At 71.5% G+C, this 17,886-nt stretch carries 26 protein-coding genes; 8 read left to right on the top strand and 18 right to left on the bottom strand.

Annotated features, from left to right (window positions below; all coding sequences use genetic code 11):
• Positions 1-263: 263 nt before the first annotated feature.
• Entirely contained in the window at positions 264-686 is a 423-nt protein-coding gene (locus tag L3Q65_RS11910) for a DUF6292 family protein (protein ID WP_237599648.1), read from the top strand.
• Positions 687-800: 114 nt separating this feature from the next.
• Here L3Q65_RS11910 and L3Q65_RS11905 read toward each other — a convergent pair whose 3' ends face one another.
• The 16 genes from L3Q65_RS11905 to L3Q65_RS11830 all read right to left on the bottom strand — a co-directional run bounded on the left by L3Q65_RS11905 (position 801) and on the right by L3Q65_RS11830 (position 12,673).
• Positions 801-1,064 (bottom strand): dsRBD fold-containing protein, encoded by a 264-nt coding sequence (locus L3Q65_RS11905; RefSeq protein ID WP_182896203.1) that lies wholly within the window; start codon positions 1,062-1,064, stop codon positions 801-803.
• 23 nt (positions 1,065-1,087) lie between these two features.
• Positions 1,088-1,957 (bottom strand): FAD-dependent oxidoreductase, encoded by an 870-nt coding sequence (locus tag L3Q65_RS11900; RefSeq protein ID WP_237599647.1) that lies wholly within the window; start codon positions 1,955-1,957, stop codon positions 1,088-1,090.
• A gap of 33 nt (positions 1,958-1,990) precedes the next feature.
• Positions 1,991-2,713 (bottom strand): NAD(P)-binding protein, encoded by a 723-nt coding sequence (locus tag L3Q65_RS11895; RefSeq protein ID WP_237599646.1) that lies wholly within the window; start codon positions 2,711-2,713, stop codon positions 1,991-1,993.
• A 1-nt stretch (position 2,714) separates the two neighbouring features.
• A complete protein-coding gene (locus L3Q65_RS11890; RefSeq protein WP_182896205.1) occupies positions 2,715-3,710 on the bottom strand; it encodes a thiamine pyrophosphate-dependent enzyme in 996 nt (331 codons plus the stop codon).
• Between the two features lie 13 nt (positions 3,711-3,723).
• Complete coding sequence (locus L3Q65_RS11885) at positions 3,724-4,965, bottom strand: hypothetical protein (protein WP_237599645.1); 1,242 nt, start codon at positions 4,963-4,965, stop codon at positions 3,724-3,726.
• Positions 4,949-5,539, bottom strand: coding sequence for a 2-oxoacid:acceptor oxidoreductase family protein (locus L3Q65_RS11880; RefSeq protein WP_237599644.1), 591 nt, complete (start codon positions 5,537-5,539; stop codon positions 4,949-4,951). The genes L3Q65_RS11885 and L3Q65_RS11880 overlap by 17 nt, the downstream gene beginning before the upstream one ends.
• Positions 5,540-5,549: 10 nt before the next feature.
• The gene (locus tag L3Q65_RS11875) at positions 5,550-6,443 is read right to left on the bottom strand and encodes a class I fructose-bisphosphate aldolase (RefSeq protein ID WP_237599643.1); all 894 of its coding nucleotides are present in this window, start codon (positions 6,441-6,443) and stop codon (positions 5,550-5,552) included.
• Positions 6,444-6,472: 29 nt separating this feature from the next.
• Positions 6,473-6,931 (bottom strand): DsrE/DsrF/DrsH-like family protein, encoded by a 459-nt coding sequence (locus L3Q65_RS11870; protein WP_237599642.1) that lies wholly within the window; start codon positions 6,929-6,931, stop codon positions 6,473-6,475.
• 12 nt (positions 6,932-6,943) lie between these two features.
• Positions 6,944-7,261, bottom strand: coding sequence for a TusE/DsrC/DsvC family sulfur relay protein (locus tag L3Q65_RS11865; protein ID WP_237599641.1), 318 nt, complete (start codon positions 7,259-7,261; stop codon positions 6,944-6,946).
• Between the two features lie 15 nt (positions 7,262-7,276).
• Complete coding sequence (locus L3Q65_RS11860; protein ID WP_237599640.1) at positions 7,277-8,524, bottom strand: NAD(P)/FAD-dependent oxidoreductase; 1,248 nt, start codon at positions 8,522-8,524, stop codon at positions 7,277-7,279.
• 75 nt (positions 8,525-8,599) lie between these two features.
• The gene (locus L3Q65_RS11855) at positions 8,600-8,935 is read right to left on the bottom strand and encodes a cupin domain-containing protein (protein WP_237599639.1); all 336 of its coding nucleotides are present in this window, start codon (positions 8,933-8,935) and stop codon (positions 8,600-8,602) included.
• A 102-nt stretch (positions 8,936-9,037) separates the two neighbouring features.
• Positions 9,038-9,589: a DUF2231 domain-containing protein gene (locus L3Q65_RS11850; protein ID WP_237599638.1), complete on the bottom strand. Its 552-nt coding sequence runs from the start codon at positions 9,587-9,589 to the stop codon at positions 9,038-9,040.
• Between the two features lie 54 nt (positions 9,590-9,643).
• Positions 9,644-9,859 carry a ferredoxin gene (locus L3Q65_RS11845; protein ID WP_237600883.1) on the bottom strand — a complete coding sequence of 72 codons (216 nt, stop codon included), beginning with the start codon at positions 9,857-9,859 and terminating at the stop codon, positions 9,644-9,646.
• 2 nt (positions 9,860-9,861) lie between these two features.
• Entirely contained in the window at positions 9,862-11,169 is a 1,308-nt protein-coding gene (locus L3Q65_RS11840) for an NADH-ubiquinone oxidoreductase-F iron-sulfur binding region domain-containing protein (protein WP_237599637.1), read from the bottom strand.
• Positions 11,169-11,729, bottom strand: a complete 561-nt coding sequence (locus L3Q65_RS11835; RefSeq protein ID WP_237599636.1) for a ferric reductase-like transmembrane domain-containing protein — start codon at positions 11,727-11,729, stop codon at positions 11,169-11,171. Before L3Q65_RS11835 ends, L3Q65_RS11840 begins: the two co-directional genes overlap by 1 nt.
• Positions 11,726-12,673, bottom strand: coding sequence for an FAD:protein FMN transferase (locus L3Q65_RS11830; RefSeq protein ID WP_237599635.1), 948 nt, complete (start codon positions 12,671-12,673; stop codon positions 11,726-11,728). The genes L3Q65_RS11835 and L3Q65_RS11830 overlap by 4 nt, the downstream gene beginning before the upstream one ends.
• A gap of 66 nt (positions 12,674-12,739) precedes the next feature.
• Between L3Q65_RS11830 and L3Q65_RS11825 the strand changes: the two genes are divergently transcribed.
• The 7 genes from L3Q65_RS11825 (at position 12,740) to L3Q65_RS11795 (ending at position 16,659) form a co-directional block, all read left to right on the top strand.
• Positions 12,740-12,976: a hypothetical protein gene (locus L3Q65_RS11825; protein WP_182896217.1), complete on the top strand. Its 237-nt coding sequence runs from the start codon at positions 12,740-12,742 to the stop codon at positions 12,974-12,976.
• 119 nt (positions 12,977-13,095) lie between these two features.
• The gene (locus L3Q65_RS11820) at positions 13,096-13,776 is read left to right on the top strand and encodes a response regulator transcription factor (RefSeq protein WP_182896218.1); all 681 of its coding nucleotides are present in this window, start codon (positions 13,096-13,098) and stop codon (positions 13,774-13,776) included.
• A complete protein-coding gene (locus L3Q65_RS11815; RefSeq protein WP_237599634.1) occupies positions 13,773-15,002 on the top strand; it encodes a cell wall metabolism sensor histidine kinase WalK in 1,230 nt (409 codons plus the stop codon). The genes L3Q65_RS11820 and L3Q65_RS11815 overlap by 4 nt, the downstream gene beginning before the upstream one ends.
• 190 nt (positions 15,003-15,192) lie before the next feature.
• Positions 15,193-15,597, top strand: a complete 405-nt coding sequence (locus L3Q65_RS11810) for a DUF302 domain-containing protein (RefSeq protein ID WP_182896220.1) — start codon at positions 15,193-15,195, stop codon at positions 15,595-15,597.
• Positions 15,594-16,178, top strand: a complete 585-nt coding sequence (locus L3Q65_RS11805) for a disulfide bond formation protein DsbA (protein WP_182896221.1) — start codon at positions 15,594-15,596, stop codon at positions 16,176-16,178. Before L3Q65_RS11810 ends, L3Q65_RS11805 begins: the two co-directional genes overlap by 4 nt.
• Before the next feature lie 2 nt (positions 16,179-16,180).
• The gene (locus L3Q65_RS11800) at positions 16,181-16,348 is read left to right on the top strand and encodes a hypothetical protein (RefSeq protein ID WP_182896222.1); all 168 of its coding nucleotides are present in this window, start codon (positions 16,181-16,183) and stop codon (positions 16,346-16,348) included.
• 41 nt (positions 16,349-16,389) lie between these two features.
• Complete coding sequence (locus tag L3Q65_RS11795) at positions 16,390-16,659, top strand: metal-sensitive transcriptional regulator (protein ID WP_182896223.1); 270 nt, start codon at positions 16,390-16,392, stop codon at positions 16,657-16,659.
• Here L3Q65_RS11795 and L3Q65_RS11790 read toward each other — a convergent pair.
• The gene (locus L3Q65_RS11790; protein WP_237599633.1) at positions 16,646-17,194 is read right to left on the bottom strand and encodes a hypothetical protein; all 549 of its coding nucleotides are present in this window, start codon (positions 17,192-17,194) and stop codon (positions 16,646-16,648) included. The two genes, L3Q65_RS11795 and L3Q65_RS11790, sit on opposite strands and share 14 nt — an antisense overlap.
• A gap of 112 nt (positions 17,195-17,306) precedes the next feature.
• Positions 17,307-17,870, bottom strand: a complete 564-nt coding sequence (locus tag L3Q65_RS11785; protein ID WP_182896301.1) for a TetR/AcrR family transcriptional regulator — start codon at positions 17,868-17,870, stop codon at positions 17,307-17,309.
• Between the last annotated feature and the right edge of the window lie 16 nt (positions 17,871-17,886).

The raw sequence follows: 17,886 nt of genomic DNA, 5'->3' as shown, positions 1-17,886 counted from the left end.
GCCCTCGGGCCGTTGCCGCGGTGACCCGACCGCGCATCCGGAAACGCTTCGCACACCGCACCGCCGATCTGCCGGGCGGCGCCGCGCCTTCGGTTCGTCTGTCCACAAAGCCCGATGCCGGGGACTTTCGGCCCTTTCCGATGCGCCGTGCGGAGCAGAGCCTGGACTGTGTCGGCCGCGACCCGGCCGGAGCAGGCCTCTTCCCTTCGAAGCGCGCCGCGGCGGGCGAAAACAGAGATTGAGAATTGATGAGAGTCCAGCCGATGACCACCGACCACGAGTACCGCCTGCTCTGCGGAATGAGCGCCTATGTCGAAGCGGTGAGCGCCGCGGTGGGGGTCGGCCCGGAATCCTGCACACTTGACCTCGACTCGCCGATGTCGGCCTACATCGCGCTCGACGGCCAGCTGGCCGCGCATCCCGGCCGGGACACCGCGCTGATCTGGGACGAACGCCACGGCTGGTCCCTCACCATCGAAACCCACTCCGGCGAGGACCTGCTCGTCGTGGCTTGCCTCGGCGGCGAACTCGTGCCGCCGCCTTCCCGGGTCCGGGACTTCGTGCGCACGGTCAGCGCGCGGACCCAGCGCGCACCGTCGCCCGCGCCGCCCGACCTGCGCCGCGAACGGACCGATCTGCTCTGCCGTCTTCTCGACTACTGGACCCCGCTGGCCGGCTGCCGCTGACCGCTCCCTCGGCGCCGGACGCGGTCGCCCGGGGCGGAGAGAGCGGTCTCGGTTCAGCCGTCCAGCGGTGCTGGGGGCCAGTCCCTCGACCGGGCACGAAAGGTTTCCGGCGGCTCAACGGTCCAGATGCACCGGACGATGCGTCACCCCCTCGATATCGCCCACCACCGTGTCGAGCAGCCGGTGCGCGAGCGCGCTCAACGCCCGCGCCGCGGCCAGTTCGTCGCCGATCTCGGGGACGTCCCGGTCAGCCGGATTCCGCCGCGCGGTCCCGTCGGCGGTGAGTTCGCCCGCCGCGGTGTGCAGCCGCGCGATGGCGTGCGTGCGGTCCTCCTCCTCGCTCAGGAAAACGTCCACGCTCCACTTCCTGGTGTGCATCGCCGGTCTCCTCCCGTCCGTGATCACGTTTCTTCGGGCACCATTTCGATCGCGCCGCAGGGGCATTCCTGCGCGCACATCCCGCACCCCTTGCAGAAATCCAGATCGATCTCGTAGCCGGGGTCGAGCTTCAGCACCGCGTTGTCCGGGCATACGCCGAAACAGTTGTCGCACTGGAAACAGCTGCCGCAGGACAAGCAGCGCCGGGCCTCGTACAGCGCCGTCGCCCGATCGAGTCCGCCGGTCACCTCGGCGAAGGACGAGGTCCGCCGGGCCGCTTCCAGCCGCGGCCGCACACTCGCTTCGGCATCGCTGTAGTACCAGGTGTTGAGCACGTCGAAATCGGCATCGCGCCGAGGCGGCGGTGCGGCGGGCACGGTGCCGCGGAACCACGCGTCGATCGCCCGTGCCGCCCGGGCGCCTTGGCCGATCGCCGCGGTCGCGGTGTGCTCGGACGGTGCCATGTCGCCCCCGGCGAACACCCCTGGACAGCCCGTTTCCTGGTCTCGCCCGACCTGGACGCCGCCGTGCGCGCGGTCGATCCCCGGCACGCCGTCGAGGAGGGACAAGTCCGACTCCTGGCCGAGCGCGAGCACCACGGTGTCCGCGGCCAGCTCCTCGAACTCTCCCGTCGGCTGGGGGAAACCGGTGTCGTCCAACTCCATCCGCTCGACGGTGACGCCGCCGCGGTCGACGTGCGCGATGGTCGAGAGCCACCGCAGCAGCACGCCTTCCTCCTCGGCTTCCACGACCTCCGAATCGTGCGCGGGCATGCGATCCCGGGTGCGCCGGTACACCACCACGGCGTCAGTGGCGCCGAGGCGGCGGGCCGTGCGCGCGGTGTCCAGCGCGGTGTTGCCGCCGCCGTAGACGGCTACCCGGCGGCCCAGCATCGGCCGGTCCCCTTCTTCGAGGCCGTGCAGGAGCTACACCGCGTCGAGAATGCGGGCCGAGTCCCCAGCCGGAAGATCGGCGCGGCGGCCGACGTGCGCGCCGACCGCGAGGAACACCGCGTCGAATCCGCCGTCCTCCTTGGCGGCGCGGACGTCGGCGACCCGGCTGTGCGGTTCGAACCCCACCCCGAGATCGAGAACGCGCCGGATTTCCGCGTCAAGGACGTCGCGGGGCAGGCGGTAGCGCGGAACGCCGTAGCGCAGCATCCCGCCGGGTTCGGCTTCCGCGTCCCGCACCGTCACGGCGTGCCCGAGCAGTCGCAAGCGGAATGCCGCCGACAGCCCGGCGGGCCCGGCGCCGACCACGAGCACGCGGCGCCCGCTCTCCCGCGACGGAGGCGCGACCGTCCAGCCGCGGCGGATCGCTTCGTCGCCGAGGAACCGCTCCACGGAATTGATCCCGACCGATTCGTCGAGCCGGCCGCGGTTGCACGCGGTCTCGCACGGCCGGTAGCAGATCCGGCCGAGCACCGCCGGGAACGGGTTGTCCGCCATGATCGCGCGCCACGCGTTCTCGTAACCGCCGGATTCCGCGTGCCACAGCCAGCCGCGGATGTCCTGTCCGGACGGACAGGACCGGTTGCACGGCGGCAGCAGGTCGACGTAGACCGGCCGCTCGCTGCGCCAGGCCCCGGTGTGGTTGACCCGGCTGGAGCCGACGTCGAGCGTGATCGCGAACGGCTTCTCCGGTTCCATGTCACTCGCCTCCGAGCAGGCCGAACCGGCGGATGTTGCGGTCCGCGATCGCCTGGATCTCCGCCACGACCTCCGGCCGCGGCGCATCGCCGAACAGGTGGGCGTACCGCCGCTGCGGCCGCAGGTACTCCTCGACCGGCACCCGGCGGCGGATCTTCGTCACCGCCGTCACCTCGCCGCCTTCGGCCTCGAACACCGGGAACAGCCCGCTTTCCGCGGCCAGCCGGGCGAGCCGGACGGTGTCGCGCGACGCGCTGCCCCAGCCGAGCGGACACGGGACGAGCACGTGCAGGTACCGCGCGCCGCGGAAATCCATCGCCCGGCGCACTTTCGCCTCCAGATCGCGCAGGTTCGCGACTGTCGCCGTGGCCGTGTAAGGGATCTCGTGCGCCATCGCGATCAGCGGCACGTTCTTGCCCTTGCCGAACTCCGCGCCGGGTTCCGGACCGGTCGCCGGGGTGGTCGCGGTCCGCGCGGCGGGCGGCGTCGCGCCGGAACGCTGCACGCCGGTGTTCATGTAGGCCTCGTTGTCGTAGCAGACGTACAGCACGTCGTCGTTGCGCTCGAACATCCCGGACAGGCAGGCGAATCCGATGTCGACCGTGCCGCCGTCGCCGCCTTGGCCGACCACCCGGACGTCGTTGCGGCCCTTGACTTTCATGGCCGCCGCGACCCCGGTCGCCACCGCGGGCGCGTTGCCGAACAGCGAATGCAGCCACGGGATCCGCCAGGAGGTTTCCGGATACGGCGTCGAGAACACCTCGAGGCATCCGGTCGCGTTCACCGCGACGATCCGGCCTCCGGTCGCCGCCATCGCGGCGTCGAGCGCGTACCGGGCGCCGAGCGCCTCGCCGCAGCCTTGGCAGGCGCGGTGCCCGGAGTCGAGCGAGTCGCTGCGCCCCGGGTCGGACTGCACGGTGCGGTCTTCGATCGGCAGCAGGCGGTTGCCCACCGCGAAGCTGCCGGTTTGGTAGAACTTGATCGGCTGGACGGCCATGGCCGCTCCCTCCTCAGATCCGCGAGGCGACCACGCCGAGGTCGCGCAAGAGGTTCTCCGCGGTCGGACCCGAACGGCGGTTCGCCGCGAGCCGCGCCAGTTCCCGCTCGATCAGCGCACGGTCGAGGTCAAGGAACGTCAGCGCGGGCAGTCCTTCCGCCGGGAACGCCCGGACCAGCGAAGCCTTCGTGATCGCGCGCCCGCCGAGACCGGCCACGACGGTCACCGTCTCCGGCCCGCTCCCGGGCAGTGCCGCGCGCACGTCGGCGGAGACGATCCCGCCCGACCCCGGCTCGAACGCCTTCTCCAGCACGATCACCCGGCGCGCGTGCCCGAGCGCCGCGGCCACGTCCGCCGCCGGGAACGGCCGGTAACACGTGATGCCGAGCGCGCCGATCCGCGTGCCCGCCGCTCGCAGTTCGTCGACCGCGTCCTTGACCGTGCCCAGCACCGAGCCCAGCGCGACCACCACGGTCTCCGCGTCCTCGGTGCGGTAACGCCGGACCAGCCCGCCGGACGTGCGGCCGAAAGCCTCCGCGAAGCGGTCCGCGATGTCCGGGACCAGGTCGAGCGCGCCCAGCTGGCGGGCGTGCGCGAGGTAGCGCACCTCGGTGAACGCTTCCGGGCCGACCATCGCCCCGATCGAAGCCGGAGCGTCCGGGTCGACCGATTGCCGGGGCACATACGGCGGCACGAACCGGTCGACGTCGGCCTGCCCGGGCACGTCGACCTCTTCCCACGCGTGGGTCAGCACGAATCCGTCCATGCACACCATCACCGGGGTGGACAGCTCCTCGGCGATCCGGAACGCCTGGACGTGCAGGTCCGCCGCCTCCTGGTTGGTCTCCGCGTACAGCTGGATCCAGCCGGAACCGCGCAGCGCCATGCTGTCGCTGTGGTCGTTCCAGATGTTGATCGGCGCACCGATCGCCCGGTTGGCCACGGTCATCACGATCGGCAACCCGAGCCCGGCCGCGTTGTAGACGGCTTCGGTCATGTAGAGCAGGCCCTGGCTGGCGGTCGCGGTGTAGGCGCGCGCCCCGGCGGCGGACGCGCCGATCGCGACCGACATCGCCGCGAACTCCGACTCCACGTTCACGAACTCGCACGGTTCGAGCTGCCGGGACTTCACCAGTTCGGCGAGCGCTTCGACGATGTGGGTCTGCGGGGAGATCGGGTAGGCGCAGACGACCTCCGGCCGGGCCGCCGCGACCGCCTCGGCGACCGCGCGGGACCCTTCAATCTGGCGGCGCACTGAGCAGTTCCTCCCTTCCGGAATGGACGACGCGGTAGGCGGCCTTGGCCGCGGCGACGTTGCCTTCGGCCGCCGCACCGGAAAACCGCCCGCGGATCGCCGTGAGCACCGAACCGAGACCGATCGCGCCGGTCAGCGCGGCGAGCCCGCCGAGCAAAGCCGCGTTCGGCTTCGGCAGGCCGAGCCGGGCCAGCGCGATCTCGGTCGCCGGGACCACCGCGATCCGGTCCGGACGCAGCCGCTCGGCCAGGTCGCCGAGGCCGAGCGCGGCCAGCGGGCGGCCGGAATTGAGCAGCAGGTACCCGTCCGGGCGCAATCCCTCGAACAACCGCACCTGGTGCGCCAGCGTCGCGTCCTGGACCACCAGCGCGTCGGGATGGACAACCGGTTCGCGCGAGCGGATCGGCGCGTCGCCGATCCGGCAGAACGCGACGACCGGCGCGCCGGTGCGCTCCGACCCGAAACTGGGAAACGCCTGGGCGTGGCGGCCCTCGGCGAACGCCGCGACCGACAGCAGTTCCGCGGCGGTCACCGCGCCCTGCCCGCCGCGGCCGTGGATCCGGACCTCGAACACGCGAGCCCCCTTACTCGCTCGGGTGCTTGGCGAGGATGTCGCGCAGCGCGGACACGAACCGCAGGGATTCGGCGCGCTCGCGCTGCCAGACGTTCCGCCCGAAGATCAGCCCGGTCGCCCCGGCCTCCATCGCCGAACGGGCCTTGTCGAGCATCGCTTCGTCGCCTGCCCTGCCTCCGCCGGACACCAGCAGCAACGTCCGGCCCGCCGAACGCACGACCGAGTCCATCGCCTCCTGCACGGAAAACTGCCCGGCGTAGTTCACCGGAACGCCCTCGGTCTTCTCGGGATGCGGGTAGTTCACCTTGACCACGTCCGCGCCGAGTTCCGCGGCGGTGCGGGCGGCGTAGTCGACGGCGTAGAACGAATCCCGCCCGCCCTTCGCCTCGATGGCGCTGCCGCGCGGATACGCCCAGACGATCAACGGCATCCCGAGCCGGTGCGCGTCCGCCCGTACCTTCCGATACTGCTCGAAATCCTTGTCCTGGACCGGAGTCCCGACATACAGCGTGTACCCGACCGCGTCCGCGCCGAGCCGGACCGCGTCCTCGACGGTCGCGTGCACCGGCGACAGCGCCTCGGCGTCGGACGGGATCTCGGTCTTTCCGTTGAGCTTCAGCACCAGCGGAACCTCGCCGGCGTAGTCCCAGTAGAACTTCTCCGCGAGACCGACCTGGAGCACGATCCCGTTGAACCCGCCCTCGACGGCGAGCTGGACGATGTAGCGCGGGTCGGCCGCGCCGGGGTTGGCGAAGAAGTCCCGCGGGCCGTGTTCCAGCCCTTGGTCGTACGGCAGGAAAAAGGCGGTGCCGTTGCACAGCCCGTGGTCGTGCAGGATCCGGTGCAGCCGGGCCTTCTTGCCGGTGCCGAGGCCCAGTTCGCCGAGCCGGGGACGAGGGTGCATGGTTTCCTCCCTTGATCGTCGCGCGGCGCTCAGGTGAAGATGATCTGCCCGCCCGCTGCTTTCTCGTAGAATTCGCCGACCGTGATGATGTCCCGCACCTGTTCGATCAGATCGTCCTTTTCGAGACCGAACAGGTCCACCGACGCCTTGCACGCGTACAACCCGGCCCCGGTGTCGGAAATCATTTCGAGGAATTCCGGGATGGCCGGGATGTCGAGCTTCTCCATCTTCCGCTCGAGATACTGCGTCATGACCGACGAGACACCGGGCAGGCCGCCCGCCCAGGTGGCCAGGTGCAGGCCCGGATTGCCGACGGTCGCCAGTTTGATGTGCTCGTGCCGGGCCTTGTGCACGGCGTCCAGGCCGAAAAACGTGAAGAACAGATCGGCCTCGATGCCTTCCGCGCGAGCCCCGTTGGCCATGATCAGGCCGGGGTAGATCGCTTCCAGCGAGCCTTTCGAAACGATGACGGAGACTTTTTCGATCATGCCGGTTCCTCCTCAGATGCAGCCGCGCGGCTTCGGAATTCCGGCGATTTTCGCGGCGAGTTTGGCCGGGCCCTTCGGGAAGAGCCGGTACAGGTCCTTGATCGAGACGCCGGAAGTCCGCCCGAGCGCCCGCACGGTCGGGCCGGTGCCTTTCTCCGCGTATTCGCTCCGCATGAACTCGATGACCTTCCAGTGCTCGGCGGTCAGCGGGCCGATGCCGGATTCGCGGGCGATCTCCGGGGCCATCTGCTCGGTCCAGTACGCCGGGTCGGTGAAGAAACCCTCGTCGGTCACAGGCACTTCGGTGCCCGCGTAGGTCGCGGTGGGCATGGGCGTCCTTTCCGGTCAGTGCTCCGCGGGAACCGGGAATTCCTTGCCCGCGGCGGGCATCTCGGCGGCGATGCCGGGGATTTCCCGGCCGGGCAGCAGGCTGTGCCAGTACAGCCACGAGAACATCAGCTTGCCGAGATGGTTCAGCCGCGACTCGCGCAGCAGCGGCAGTCCGGCCGCCGCCGGGAAATGCCCGGGCAGCGGCTCGGTGTCGTAGTTGAAGTCGATGAGCATCGCCTTGTGGAAACCGCTCTCGATGAAGCAGTTCGTGTGCCCGTCGAATCCGGGGTCGAGCGGACGGCCGGCGAGGTACCGCGCGACGTTGCGCGCCAGCACCGCGCCTTCGAAGTGGGTGACCGAACCGGCCTTGGAGGTCGGGACTCCGGCGGCGTCGCCGAGCGCGAAGATGTCCGGGTACGCCGTGGACTGCAGCGTGTGCGGATCGACGGAGACGAAGCCGAACTCGTCGCCCAGCCCGGGCGAAAGCTCCACATAGGACGCTCCGCTGTGCATCGGCACCACCACGGCGAGATCGAACGGGACCTCGCGGCCGTCGTAGGAGACCAGCCGCCCGCCCGCGCCGTCGACCTCGCCGGTGTTGAACTCCGTCACCAGCTCGATGCCCTTGTCCGCCAGCAGGCCGGCGAGCGTCTTCGCCGCCACCGGCTTGGTGAACGCGGAATCGAGCGGCGTGACATAGGTGATCCGCACTTCGTCGCGGATTTCCTGTTCGGTGAAGTACCAGTCGGCGAGGAAGCAGAATTCCAGCGGCGCGACCGGGCACTTGATCGGCAGGTCGACCACGTTCACCACGAGATGCCCGCCGGTGAACTCGTCGAGCGCGGACGCGAGCGCCATCGCCCCGGCGTAGTCGTAGAAGGTGTGCACCGTCTCCCGCCAGCCCGGGCCGGTGAGTCCCTCGGTCTCCTCGGGCACGAGCCGGGCGCCGGTGGCGATCACGAGCGCGTCGTAGAACAGCGTCGTCCCGTCCGCCAACCGGACCCGCGAGGCTTCAGCGTCGACGTGGTCGACCGCGCTGCGGTGGTACTCGATCCCCCGGCGCAGTTGCCGCGGCCGCGACCGGACGAGGTCTTCCGGCTGGGCGAGACCGAACGGCACGAACAGCAGACCCGGTTGGTAGACATGCTCGTCGTCCTGGTCCACCACGGTGATCCGGACCTGCTCGCCCAGTCCGCGCCGCAGCCGGTTCGCCGCCAGTGTCCCGCCGGTTCCGCCGCCGAGAATCACGATGTGCTTGCTCACCGCTCCAGTCTCGAAGCGGCGTGCGGGCCCGGTTAGGGTCTTCGGTCACTCGCGGAAGCGACCAAGGAGGGCCGGTTACCGCAGGGCGACGGTCAGCAGCACGACCGCGTCTCCCAGCGCCTGCAGCCCGTGGCGTTCCGGCGGGACGACGGCAAGCTGCCCGCGCTCGAGCGTCCATTCCGCGTCCTGGGTGTGCAGCCGCACGGTGCCGTCGACGACCTGGAGCGTGGCCGCGGGCGGCGAGTCGTGCTCGGCCAGTTCGGCTCCGTCCCCGAGCGCGATCAGCGTCGCGCGCTGGGAGGTTCCGGACACCAGCGTCCGCGCGGCCCGCCGTGATCCGTGCACGCGGGCTTCGGACAGCAGTTCGGCGGCCACCGCGTCGATCGAGGACACTGCCGGGTGATCGGGCATCGCATCTGCTCCCTCCGTTGCGGGACCGTCGGCACGGCACCCATCATGCCCGGCTTCGGGCGGGCGGAGAAGATCGCGCCGCCGACCAGCGGGATGCCCCGGTCAGCGTTCCCCGCGAGGGGCGGCGTTTTCGCTGAACTTTCCTTGCCAGGAGGCCTGCGCACCGGAATCGCCGATGCGGTAAACGTCGTAGACGGCAGCACCGGCGGCCAGGATCGAGAGAACCGCGAGCACTGCCGTGACCTTCGTCGACGCGGGCGCGAGATAGGTCTTGCGTCCCGCGGCCGTGGCGACCGCGGTGTCGTCTCCCTCGACCTCGGTGTCAGCCTTCTGGTTTTCCCGCTGCCGCCACCACACCACGAGCGCGAGCACCGCGACGGGGATCGCGACCCAGAGCGCGGTGTCGCCCAGTTCGGTGTGGTCTCGCAGCAACGGGGTCCGCGCGACCCGGCGCTCGAGCCATTCGCCGGCGTCCGTGGTGATCGGGACCATGATCACCACGAGCACGGCCAGCACCGCGTTCGGGCCGGCGAGCTTGCCGCGGGCTTTCGGCCAGACACTGCTCAGCACCAGCAGCAGCGCGCTCAACGGCAGCAGCACGACAATCGCGTGCACGAGCAGGATGTGGGCGGGCAGGCCGTTGAGGGTCGTCATGATGTCCTTAATGTGGTGGGGTTTCGCAATTCGGTGAAGATCCGCGAAGCGTGCTTACTTTTGCACAGCGCTCGCGGTCAATCGAAGTGCCAGTGCCGGGCAGGCGGCGACGGCCTGGCGCGCGTCGGACAGCACCGATCGCGGTACGGGGCTCTCGACGAGAACGGGATAGCCCCATTCGTCGAGGTCGATCAGTTCGGGCACCAGTTCGGCGCAGATTCCGTGGGCGCGGCAGGCGATCGGGTCGACCCGGAGCTGCCGTTCGGCCATCGTCACGTCCACTCTCCGCTTCGGTTGTTCCAGTTCGGCAACGGCAGCGCGGGGTGCGCTGCCCACGCGCACGGACGCCCGGCGAGGTGGGCTTGCCGGTCCTGCGCGAAACACCGCAGGGCGCTCGCGGCCAGCCGGACGGCGCCATCGGGATGGGCGCACGCGCCGCGTCCGGGAATGACCGAGAGCCGGTTCCGGAGCCGCTGCCCAGCCTGGGCAGCGGCCCGGCCACCGAGGACAAGAGCGGTGAAATCGTCGGCGATGGCGGGAAGGCCGAACATGCACGGACCGCATTGCCGCGCTGACTCCCCCGCCAGATAGCGCAGCACCCGGGCAGTTTCGGCGAGGCCGCAGGCGTGCGCGGGCAGCACGGTCAGCGAGGCTACGCCCAGTGTCGCGCCCGCCGCGCGAAGGTCCTCAGCGGACAGTCGGATGCCTGCTGCGACGGGCGCGGGCAACCAGGCTCCGCCGTATCCGCCGAACAAAATCGCCTGGGGCGGTTCGGCCGGTCCGCCTGCCTGGTCGAGAACCTCCGTGACCGGAGTGCCGAGCGCGGCTTCGTACACCCCCGGCCGGGCGACGCCGCCGCCCACGGTGACCAATGTGGTGCCAGGCGATTCCTGGGTTCCGCAGCCGCGGAACCACTCCGGGCCGTAACGGGCGATCAGGGCGAGATGAGCGAGAGTTTCCACGTTGCCGATCAACGTCGGACGCCCGCGCACCCCGTGTTCGAAGGGACGGGGCGGTTTCGCGGTCGGCCGGGCGTCGCCGGTCTCGAGGAAGTTGACCAGCGCGGATTCCTCGCTGGATACGTAACGGCCGGGCACCTGCACCAGTCGCAGCGGGATCTCGCCGCTGGGTCGTTCGGCCAGTGCCTCGGCAACTGAAGCGGCGAGCGGATCGTCGCGGTGCACGCACAGGATGATCTCCTTCGCGCCGGTCGCGAGCGCGGCGAGGACCGCCCCGTCAAGGACGAGGTGCGGTGCGACGGTGAGCAAGGCGTGATCCTTGCGGCTGACCGGTTCTCCCTCGCATCCGTTCGCCACGACGACCGGACGGCGGCCCCGGGCGACGGCGCGCAGTTTGCGTCCGATGGAGAAACCGGCCCCGCCGCGCCCGCGCAGGCCGGAGGCGTCCACTGTGGCCAGCAGCCGCGCGCGGCCGTTCCGTCCGGCGTAGTTCTCGACGGGCAGCGCGCCGTACCGGGCGCGGTGCTCGGCGAATCCGGCCGGCCGGCGCGAATCCAGCCAGCCGGCCAAGAGCCGGGCCGGAGACGCCGAGGCCGCCCGGGGCGAGCGCGCGATGGTCATCACAAGCCGCCCAGCGTTCCCCGGCGGGCCTCGGTGTCGGGGTGCCGCACAGTCGCGCGCCACACCACGGCCGCCGCCGCGGCCAGCACGCAGGCCGCCACTAGCACCCGGACCCAGGTCAGCCGAGAATCAGCGCCGCCGATCTCGAACCCGTGCACTACGGCGGCGGGCCACGACAGATAGGCCGCCCAGTGAATGGCTTTCCAGATCCTGGCGCTGATTCGCGGCCGAAGCAGGCTCGACACCAGCACTGCGCCGAGCAGGTCGAACGCGATGGCTCCGACGCCGAGCGACACCGGGTGGTACGCCGAGACGAACGGGACCACCACGCTGATCCATTGGAGGCCCGCGTAGGTGTCGATGATCGCCGTCGCGATGTGCAAGATCAGGAAAGCGAGCGTGACCAGGGACAGGTTGCGGTGCAGGGCGGCCACGGCGAATCTGGGCCACCGCGGCGACGCGAGCCGGGCGCTGGAGAGCGCGCCGAGAATCACCACCGCGGTGAACAGCACCAGCGCGGCCAATCCCGTCGCCCGGCTCACGTACCACAACGCGTTCACGCCGAAGCCTCCTCGTCGGGGTCCGGCCAGCCGGCGACGCGGACGACGTGCCCGTCCAGTGCGACCAGGCGGGCGGGCAACCGGCGCTCCGCCAGCCACGCCGGCGCCTGGTCGCCGAGGACGACGGCCGCGGTGCTGGCGGCGTTCGCGTCGGCGCACGTGCCCGCGGCGACAGTCACGGTCCGCCAGCAGGAACCTGGCATGTCGCCGGTGCGCGGATCGACGATGTGGTGCACCGTCCGCCCGGCGCGCCGCCAGGTGCGGCAGACCGTGCTGGAAGTGGCTAATCCGCCACTGGCCAAGGCGATCACGGGGTCCCGGCGGGGATCGACGGCGGCGTGGTCGTCGCCGACCGCCACCTGCCATCCCCGCGCCGGTGCGGGACCAGCGACCGCGATGTCGCCGCCGAGCCCGATCAGCACCCCGCAGCCGAGTCGACGCGCCACGAGGACGCTGGCGCGATCGGCCGCCCAGGCTTTCGCGGTGGCGCCCAAATCCAGCCGCACGCCGTGCGGCACGACCACCTCGCGCCGGGGCCAGTCCGCGGTGATCCGCCACCAGCCCGGGGCCTCGCCCGCGGGCCGGACCGGCGCGGCGAGGTCGCGGGCGATCGCGGCGAAGTCCCGGTCGTAGCCGAGGTCGCACACGGCCTGGCCGACCGTCGGGTCGACCAGCCCGTCGGTCGCGCAAGCGGCGCGCAACGCCACCTGCAACGCTTCGGCCAGCAACGGGCTGACCCGCACGGGAGAACCGGCGCGCCGGTGCAGCGCGGCGATCTCCGAATCGTCCCGAAACCGGCTGCATGTCTCGTCGACAGCGCGCAGTTCCGCCCGGAGCAGATCCGTCGCCGCGAGCAGGCGATCCGGGTCGGTGACCATGAGCTCGGCGGTGGTGCCCAAAGCACGGAACCGCGTGCTCGCGATGGGTTCGGCGGTCGCGGTCATGAGCCGCCCGAGCGCGCGGCGGCGCGGTGCCGGCGCCCAGTCGCCGGCGGCTGGGCGGGCGGAGGGATGACGGGCGGCTCGGTGCTCTCGGCGGACGTCGGCGGAGCCATCGACGTCGAGGAGGCGGCCGGCGGGGCGGGCGATGTTTCGGCAGGCGCCGGAGGGCTGGGGTCCGCGGTCGCTTGCTGGGCGAGTGTCACACCGAAGACCGCGGCCAGCGCCGCGCCGCCCAGTCCCGCGGTCCACGTCGCCACCGCGGCGTTGCGACGGCCGCGGACACGGGTCCGGATGCGCTGCCGGTGATTCACGCGGGTCTCCTTCGGGCCGGAACGGACTGGTGCCAGTCTCGGCGGCAGTCCTGGGGAAAATCTGGGAACCGGGCCGCGGATGCCGCGCGCCGCCCGGGCGGGCACGATTGCGGGATGGACACCGCACCCCGCGGCTCCGGCCGGGTCCTGCTGGTCGAGGACAACGCCGAACTGGTCGCGCTCCTGACCGAGCTCCTGTCCGACGAGGGCTACGAGGTCGAAACCGCCGCGGACGGGCATCGCGGCCTGCATCTGGGCCTGGTGCGCCAGTACGACGTGGTGATCCTGGACCGGGGCCTGCCCGCGCTCGACGGACTCGACGTGCTCGCCCGGCTGCGCGGCAAGGGCGTCACGACGCCGGTGCTGGTGCTTTCCGCGCTCGGCAACCCCGCGGACCGGGTCGCGGGCCTCGACGCCGGCGCCGAGGACTATCTGCCCAAACCGTTCGATGTGGACGAACTGCTCGCGAGGGTGCGCGCGTTGCGCCGCCGTCACCTCGACGTCGCGCGAGTGCTTCCGGTGGGGTCGATGCGGCTGAACCTGGACACCCGGCAGGTGGAGCCGGGCCCCGAGGGCAGCCCGGTCCGGTTGTCCGAACGGGAATGCGCGCTGCTGGCGACCCTCGCGGGACGGCCCTCCCGGGTCTTCACCCGGCGCGATTTGCTCAGCCTGGCCTTCCCCGAGGCCGACAGCGAGGCAGTCGTCGACACCTACGTGTCGTATGTGCGCCGGAAGCTCGGCCGTCCGGTGATCGCGACGGTCCACGGGCGCGGATACCAGCTGGGCGCGCCATGAGCCGGGTACCGGCTTCGACCGAGGCGCGGCTGCTGCGGCGGGCGACGTGGCGGCTGGGCCTCCAGGTCGGGCTGTCCGTCGCGGCGATCGTCGTGCTGCTGTCGGGGCTCGCGGTGTTCATGGTGCTGCGAAGCCAGCAGGACGACGTCACCACGCTGCTGCAGCAAGCCGTTTCGCAGGCCGACGACGTGCAGGATCCGCCAGCCGGGGTCTGGCTCGCGATCCAGGGGCCGGGCGGCCTGACCGCGACGCCCGGCGCCCCCGCGGTCCTGCCCGACCGGGCGGCGCTGGCGAACGTCGCCGAAACCGGGGTCGCGCGAACCGACGAGGTCCGCGGCGGCGGGGCCGTCTACCAGGTCTACACCCAGCGGCGGGACACGCAGCTCGTGCAGGCGGGGCTGGACCTGCGGTCCAACAACGACGAACGCGAGCGGCTGCTCGCCGCCATGCTCGTCAGCGGCGGCTTGGGCCTGTTGCTGGCGGTCGGCGCGGGCGTGTGGCTCGGGCGGCGCGCGGTCGCGCCGATGGCCACGGCGCTGGGCATGCAACGGCGGTTCGTCGCCGACGCCAGCCACGAACTGCGCACCCCGCTCACCCTGCTGTCCACCCGCGCGCAAGTGCTGCGCAGGCATCTGCAACGCGGCGATTCCCGCGAGCGGCTGACCGCCGAGGCCGACGGAGTCGTCGCGGACGCCGGCCATCTCGCCGACATCCTCGAAGACCTGCTGCTGGCCGCCGACGTCCGCGTGGACGGCCTCACCACGACCCTCGACCTCGTGGACCTCGCCGCGCGGGCAGCCGCCGCCGGAACCCCGGCCGCGGCCGAACGCTCCGTCCTGATCGAGGCGCGCCCGACAGTTCCGGCGCTGCTCGTGCGCGGCACGCACGGCGGCCTCCTCCGCGCGGTGACCGCGTTGGTCGACAACGCCGTCACCCACGCCCGTTCGTCGGTCGCCATCACGACCCGGCGGGCCGGAACCACCGCCGTGGTCGAGGTTTCCGACGACGGACCCGGCATCGACCCCGCCGTTTTGCCCGGCCTGTTCGAACGCTTCTCCTCCACCCGCGCCGGCACCGAACCCTCGCCGCGCCGCCATTACGGCATCGGCCTGGCTTTGGTGAGCGAAATCGCCGAACGACACGGCGGCCACGTCTCCGCCGGGACCAACCCCGACGGCGGGGCCCTGCTGACCCTGACCCTGCCGCTGGCCGATGCCGGGCAGTGACCGGCGACGCCCGACAGCACCGCATTTCACCCCGCCGCGAGGCCGGACCCGTTGCCGCAGAACATCTTTCCCGCCGACGACACCGACTCCTGAATCCGGCAGCCCCCGCCTTCCCCTGCTTGACAGATACCCCCGGGGGCATGTGCAATGCCCCCGGGGGTATTGTGAAGGAACCGGGAAAGGAGTTGCCGTGCAGCTGAGTTTGTCCCGCACCTACCCAGGCGCGGGTTTCGACGACGTGCTGGCCAAGACGCGCGCCGCGCTCGCCGACGCCGGTTTCGGCGTGCTGACCGAGATCGACGTGCAGGCGACCATGCGCGAGAAGCTCGACGAGCGGATGGAGCGCTACACCATCCTCGGCGCGTGCAATCCGCCGCTCGCCCACCGCGCGCTGACCGCGACCCGCGAGATCGGATTGCTGTTGCCCTGCAACGTGGTGGTCCGCGAGCACGGCGCCGGCGGCGCGATCGTCGAGGCGGTCAATCCCGCCGTCATGGCCGAGGTCGCGCCCGAGGCGGGCGTCGCCGAGGTCGCCGCGGAAGCCGCCGCACGGCTCGAATCCGCACTCGACGCGCTCGACCGGGAGCTGACATGACCGGCGTGGTGCTCTACGGGGATCCGGTCTGCCCGTTCGCCTGGCTCGCCTACCGCTGGCTCGCCGACGCGGAAACGGAGTTCTCGGTGCGGCCGATGAGCTTGGCCGTGCTCAACGAGGGAAACCCCGTGCCGGAATCGCACCGGCAGCGGATCGAGGACTCGCTGCACGCGGGCCGGGTCCGCGCCGCGATCGAGGACCCGGCCGCCGCCGCCCGCTTCCACATCGCGCTCGCCCGCCGCATCCACGAGCAGCGGCAACCGGTCAGCGACACGGCCCTCCGCGCCGCCCTGCGCGAAGCGGGCCTGCCGGAAGACCTTGCCGGCCAAGCGCATTCGACCGACGCGGACCCGGCCGTGCACGACGCACACCAGGCCAGCCAGGACGCGCTCGGGGAAACCGGCGGCAGCCCGATCACCGAGATCGACGGCCGCGCGTTCTTCGGCCCCGTGCTCACCGAACTGCCCTCCCCCGCCGACGGACGCGCCCTGCTCGACGCCCTGCGCACGACCGCCGCCGTCCCCGCGTTCGCCGAACTCCGCCGCCCGCGCACCGGCGCGCCGACGATTCCGGAAGGATGACCATGTGCCGTCCCGTTCCCTGCCGCACCTGCGGCAACACCACCTGGTCCGGCTGCGGCCAGCACATCGCCCAGGTCAAAGCCGCCGTCCCCGCCGGACAGTGGTGCCCCGGACACCCCGCCGAACCACGCCCGCCGCGCTCCTGGCCGTGGCGCAAGAACCGCACCTGACCACCTGAGAATTCCACCGGCCGCACAGGAAGAGACCAGCCATGATCGGCGACCAGGACACCGTCACCCAGGTCCGCAACCGGCTCCGCCGCGCGCAAGGCCAGCTCGCCGGCGTCATCTCGATGATCGACGAAGGACGCGACTGCAAAGACGTCGTCACCCAGCTCGCCGCCGTCTCCCGGGCGCTCGACCGGGCCGGATTCAAGATCATCGCCAGCGGACTGCGCGACTGCGTCTCCGGCGACAGCGAAGGGAACGAGGCCGCCATGACCGAGGAGCAGCTGGAGAAACTCTTCCTCACGCTCGCCTGAGCCGTGCGTCCCCGGCCCGGCCGAGACGGATCGCCGAGACCAGGAAGAAGATCCCGCCCAGCACCGCGTATCCGGCCACGGCGGCCAGCGACGGGTCCGCCGCACCGGCGCCGAGGATGAAGTTCGCCCCGGCCAGCACCGAGATGCCGCCGCTGAGGATCATCGGCCACTGGCCGCCCATGCCGCGCCTGCCGACCGCGACGATCAGCTGGACGAGACCGGCCACGATCGCCCAGGCGCCCCACACCCGCAGCACCGCCGGGACGCCGGACGCGCTGGCGATCGCGAGGCCGATCCCTGCCAGCAGGCTGATCGCGATGTTCACGTACAGCCCGGCGGCACGGGACGAGCGCGCGTCCACGACCGCGGCGGCGACGTCGAACAGCGGATACCCGACGACGAGCACGACCCCGATCGGACCGAGATGCGACTTCGCCGTGAGGAACAGCAGCGCGGCCCAGACGATCGCGAAGGCGAATCGCACGAAGTAGAGCCGGCGCAACGGGGTCGCGGTTGGCTTGTCGATGGTGGTCACGAGGATCCTTCCCAAGCTTAGGTAGAACGAACGTTCTGTCTACCTCTGAGCCTGGCGGTGCGCCCGGGCCGCGTCAATGCCGAACGGTCTTTCCGAAGTCTTACGGCAGGAGTTACGCGGAGCCGAGGCGATGCCGCAGGATGCCGTCGACGCCCTGGAGGAACGTCTCGCCGACCTCGGCCGAGTCCGTCAGGCAGCCCGACGCCATCGCCCCGTCGCGCAGCATCACGAAATGCCGTCCCGCGGGCTCCGGCGCGGACGGGCCGATCTGCGCGAGCAAGTCCGTGACTGTGCGGAGGAACCACTCGCGGTGCGCCAGGACAGCTTGGTGCACGGGATGTTCGGGGTCCGGGTACTCCGCGGCCGCGTTCAGGAACGCGCAGCCGCGGAAGTGCGCCGACTGGATGCTCTCGGCGATCAGTTCGGCGACCGCGCGCAGGGCGTCGGCCGCGGACGGATTGCCGGCGAGGATTTTGCCGATCCCGTCGCGTTCCATCTCGGAGACGCCCCGCAGATACGCGACGACGAGGTCTTCCTTGCCGGGGAAATGCCGGTACAGCGTGGCCCGGGTGACCTTGGCCTCCGCCACGAGCCGGTCGATGCCGACCGAGTGGAGGCCTTCGGCGTAGAAGATCCGGGTCGCGGTCGCGAGCAGCCGCGACCGCGCCTCGGACACCGGGATCTTCTGCACC

The organism is Amycolatopsis sp. FU40, assembly GCF_021903635.1.
Taxonomy (GTDB): domain Bacteria; phylum Actinomycetota; class Actinomycetes; order Mycobacteriales; family Pseudonocardiaceae; genus Amycolatopsis; species Amycolatopsis dendrobii.
Note: the sequence above shows the minus strand (reverse complement) of the source record. Positions and strands in the feature narration are given on the sequence as shown.

Bases quoted from the DNA above. Each gene is read 5' to 3' on its own strand.
- L3Q65_RS11910 (WP_237599648.1), top strand. From the start codon at position 264: ATGACCACCGACCACGAGTACCGCCTGCTCTGCGGAATGAGCGCCTAT.
- L3Q65_RS11905 (WP_182896203.1), bottom strand. From the start codon at position 1,064: ATGCACACCAGGAAGTGGAGCGTGGACGTTTTCCTGAGCGAGGAGGAG.
- L3Q65_RS11900 (WP_237599647.1), bottom strand. From the start codon at position 1,957: ATGCTGGGCCGCCGGGTAGCCGTCTACGGCGGCGGCAACACCGCGCTG.
- L3Q65_RS11895 (WP_237599646.1), bottom strand. From the start codon at position 2,713: ATGGAACCGGAGAAGCCGTTCGCGATCACGCTCGACGTCGGCTCCAGC.
- L3Q65_RS11890 (WP_182896205.1), bottom strand. From the start codon at position 3,710: ATGGCCGTCCAGCCGATCAAGTTCTACCAAACCGGCAGCTTCGCGGTG.
- L3Q65_RS11875 (WP_237599643.1), bottom strand. From the start codon at position 6,443: ATGCACCCTCGTCCCCGGCTCGGCGAACTGGGCCTCGGCACCGGCAAG.
- L3Q65_RS11870 (WP_237599642.1), bottom strand. From the start codon at position 6,931: ATGATCGAAAAAGTCTCCGTCATCGTTTCGAAAGGCTCGCTGGAAGCG.
- L3Q65_RS11865 (WP_237599641.1), bottom strand. From the start codon at position 7,261: ATGCCCACCGCGACCTACGCGGGCACCGAAGTGCCTGTGACCGACGAG.
- L3Q65_RS11855 (WP_237599639.1), bottom strand. From the start codon at position 8,935: ATGCCCGATCACCCGGCAGTGTCCTCGATCGACGCGGTGGCCGCCGAA.
- L3Q65_RS11850 (WP_237599638.1), bottom strand. From the start codon at position 9,589: ATGACGACCCTCAACGGCCTGCCCGCCCACATCCTGCTCGTGCACGCG.
- L3Q65_RS11845 (WP_237600883.1), bottom strand. From the start codon at position 9,859: ATGGCCGAACGGCAGCTCCGGGTCGACCCGATCGCCTGCCGCGCCCAC.
- L3Q65_RS11840 (WP_237599637.1), bottom strand. From the start codon at position 11,169: ATGACCATCGCGCGCTCGCCCCGGGCGGCCTCGGCGTCTCCGGCCCGG.
- L3Q65_RS11830 (WP_237599635.1), bottom strand. From the start codon at position 12,673: ATGACCGCGACCGCCGAACCCATCGCGAGCACGCGGTTCCGTGCTTTG.
- L3Q65_RS11825 (WP_182896217.1), top strand. From the start codon at position 12,740: ATGACGGGCGGCTCGGTGCTCTCGGCGGACGTCGGCGGAGCCATCGAC.
- L3Q65_RS11820 (WP_182896218.1), top strand. From the start codon at position 13,096: ATGGACACCGCACCCCGCGGCTCCGGCCGGGTCCTGCTGGTCGAGGAC.
- L3Q65_RS11815 (WP_237599634.1), top strand. From the start codon at position 13,773: ATGAGCCGGGTACCGGCTTCGACCGAGGCGCGGCTGCTGCGGCGGGCG.
- L3Q65_RS11805 (WP_182896221.1), top strand. From the start codon at position 15,594: ATGACCGGCGTGGTGCTCTACGGGGATCCGGTCTGCCCGTTCGCCTGG.
- L3Q65_RS11800 (WP_182896222.1), top strand. From the start codon at position 16,181: ATGTGCCGTCCCGTTCCCTGCCGCACCTGCGGCAACACCACCTGGTCC.
- L3Q65_RS11795 (WP_182896223.1), top strand. From the start codon at position 16,390: ATGATCGGCGACCAGGACACCGTCACCCAGGTCCGCAACCGGCTCCGC.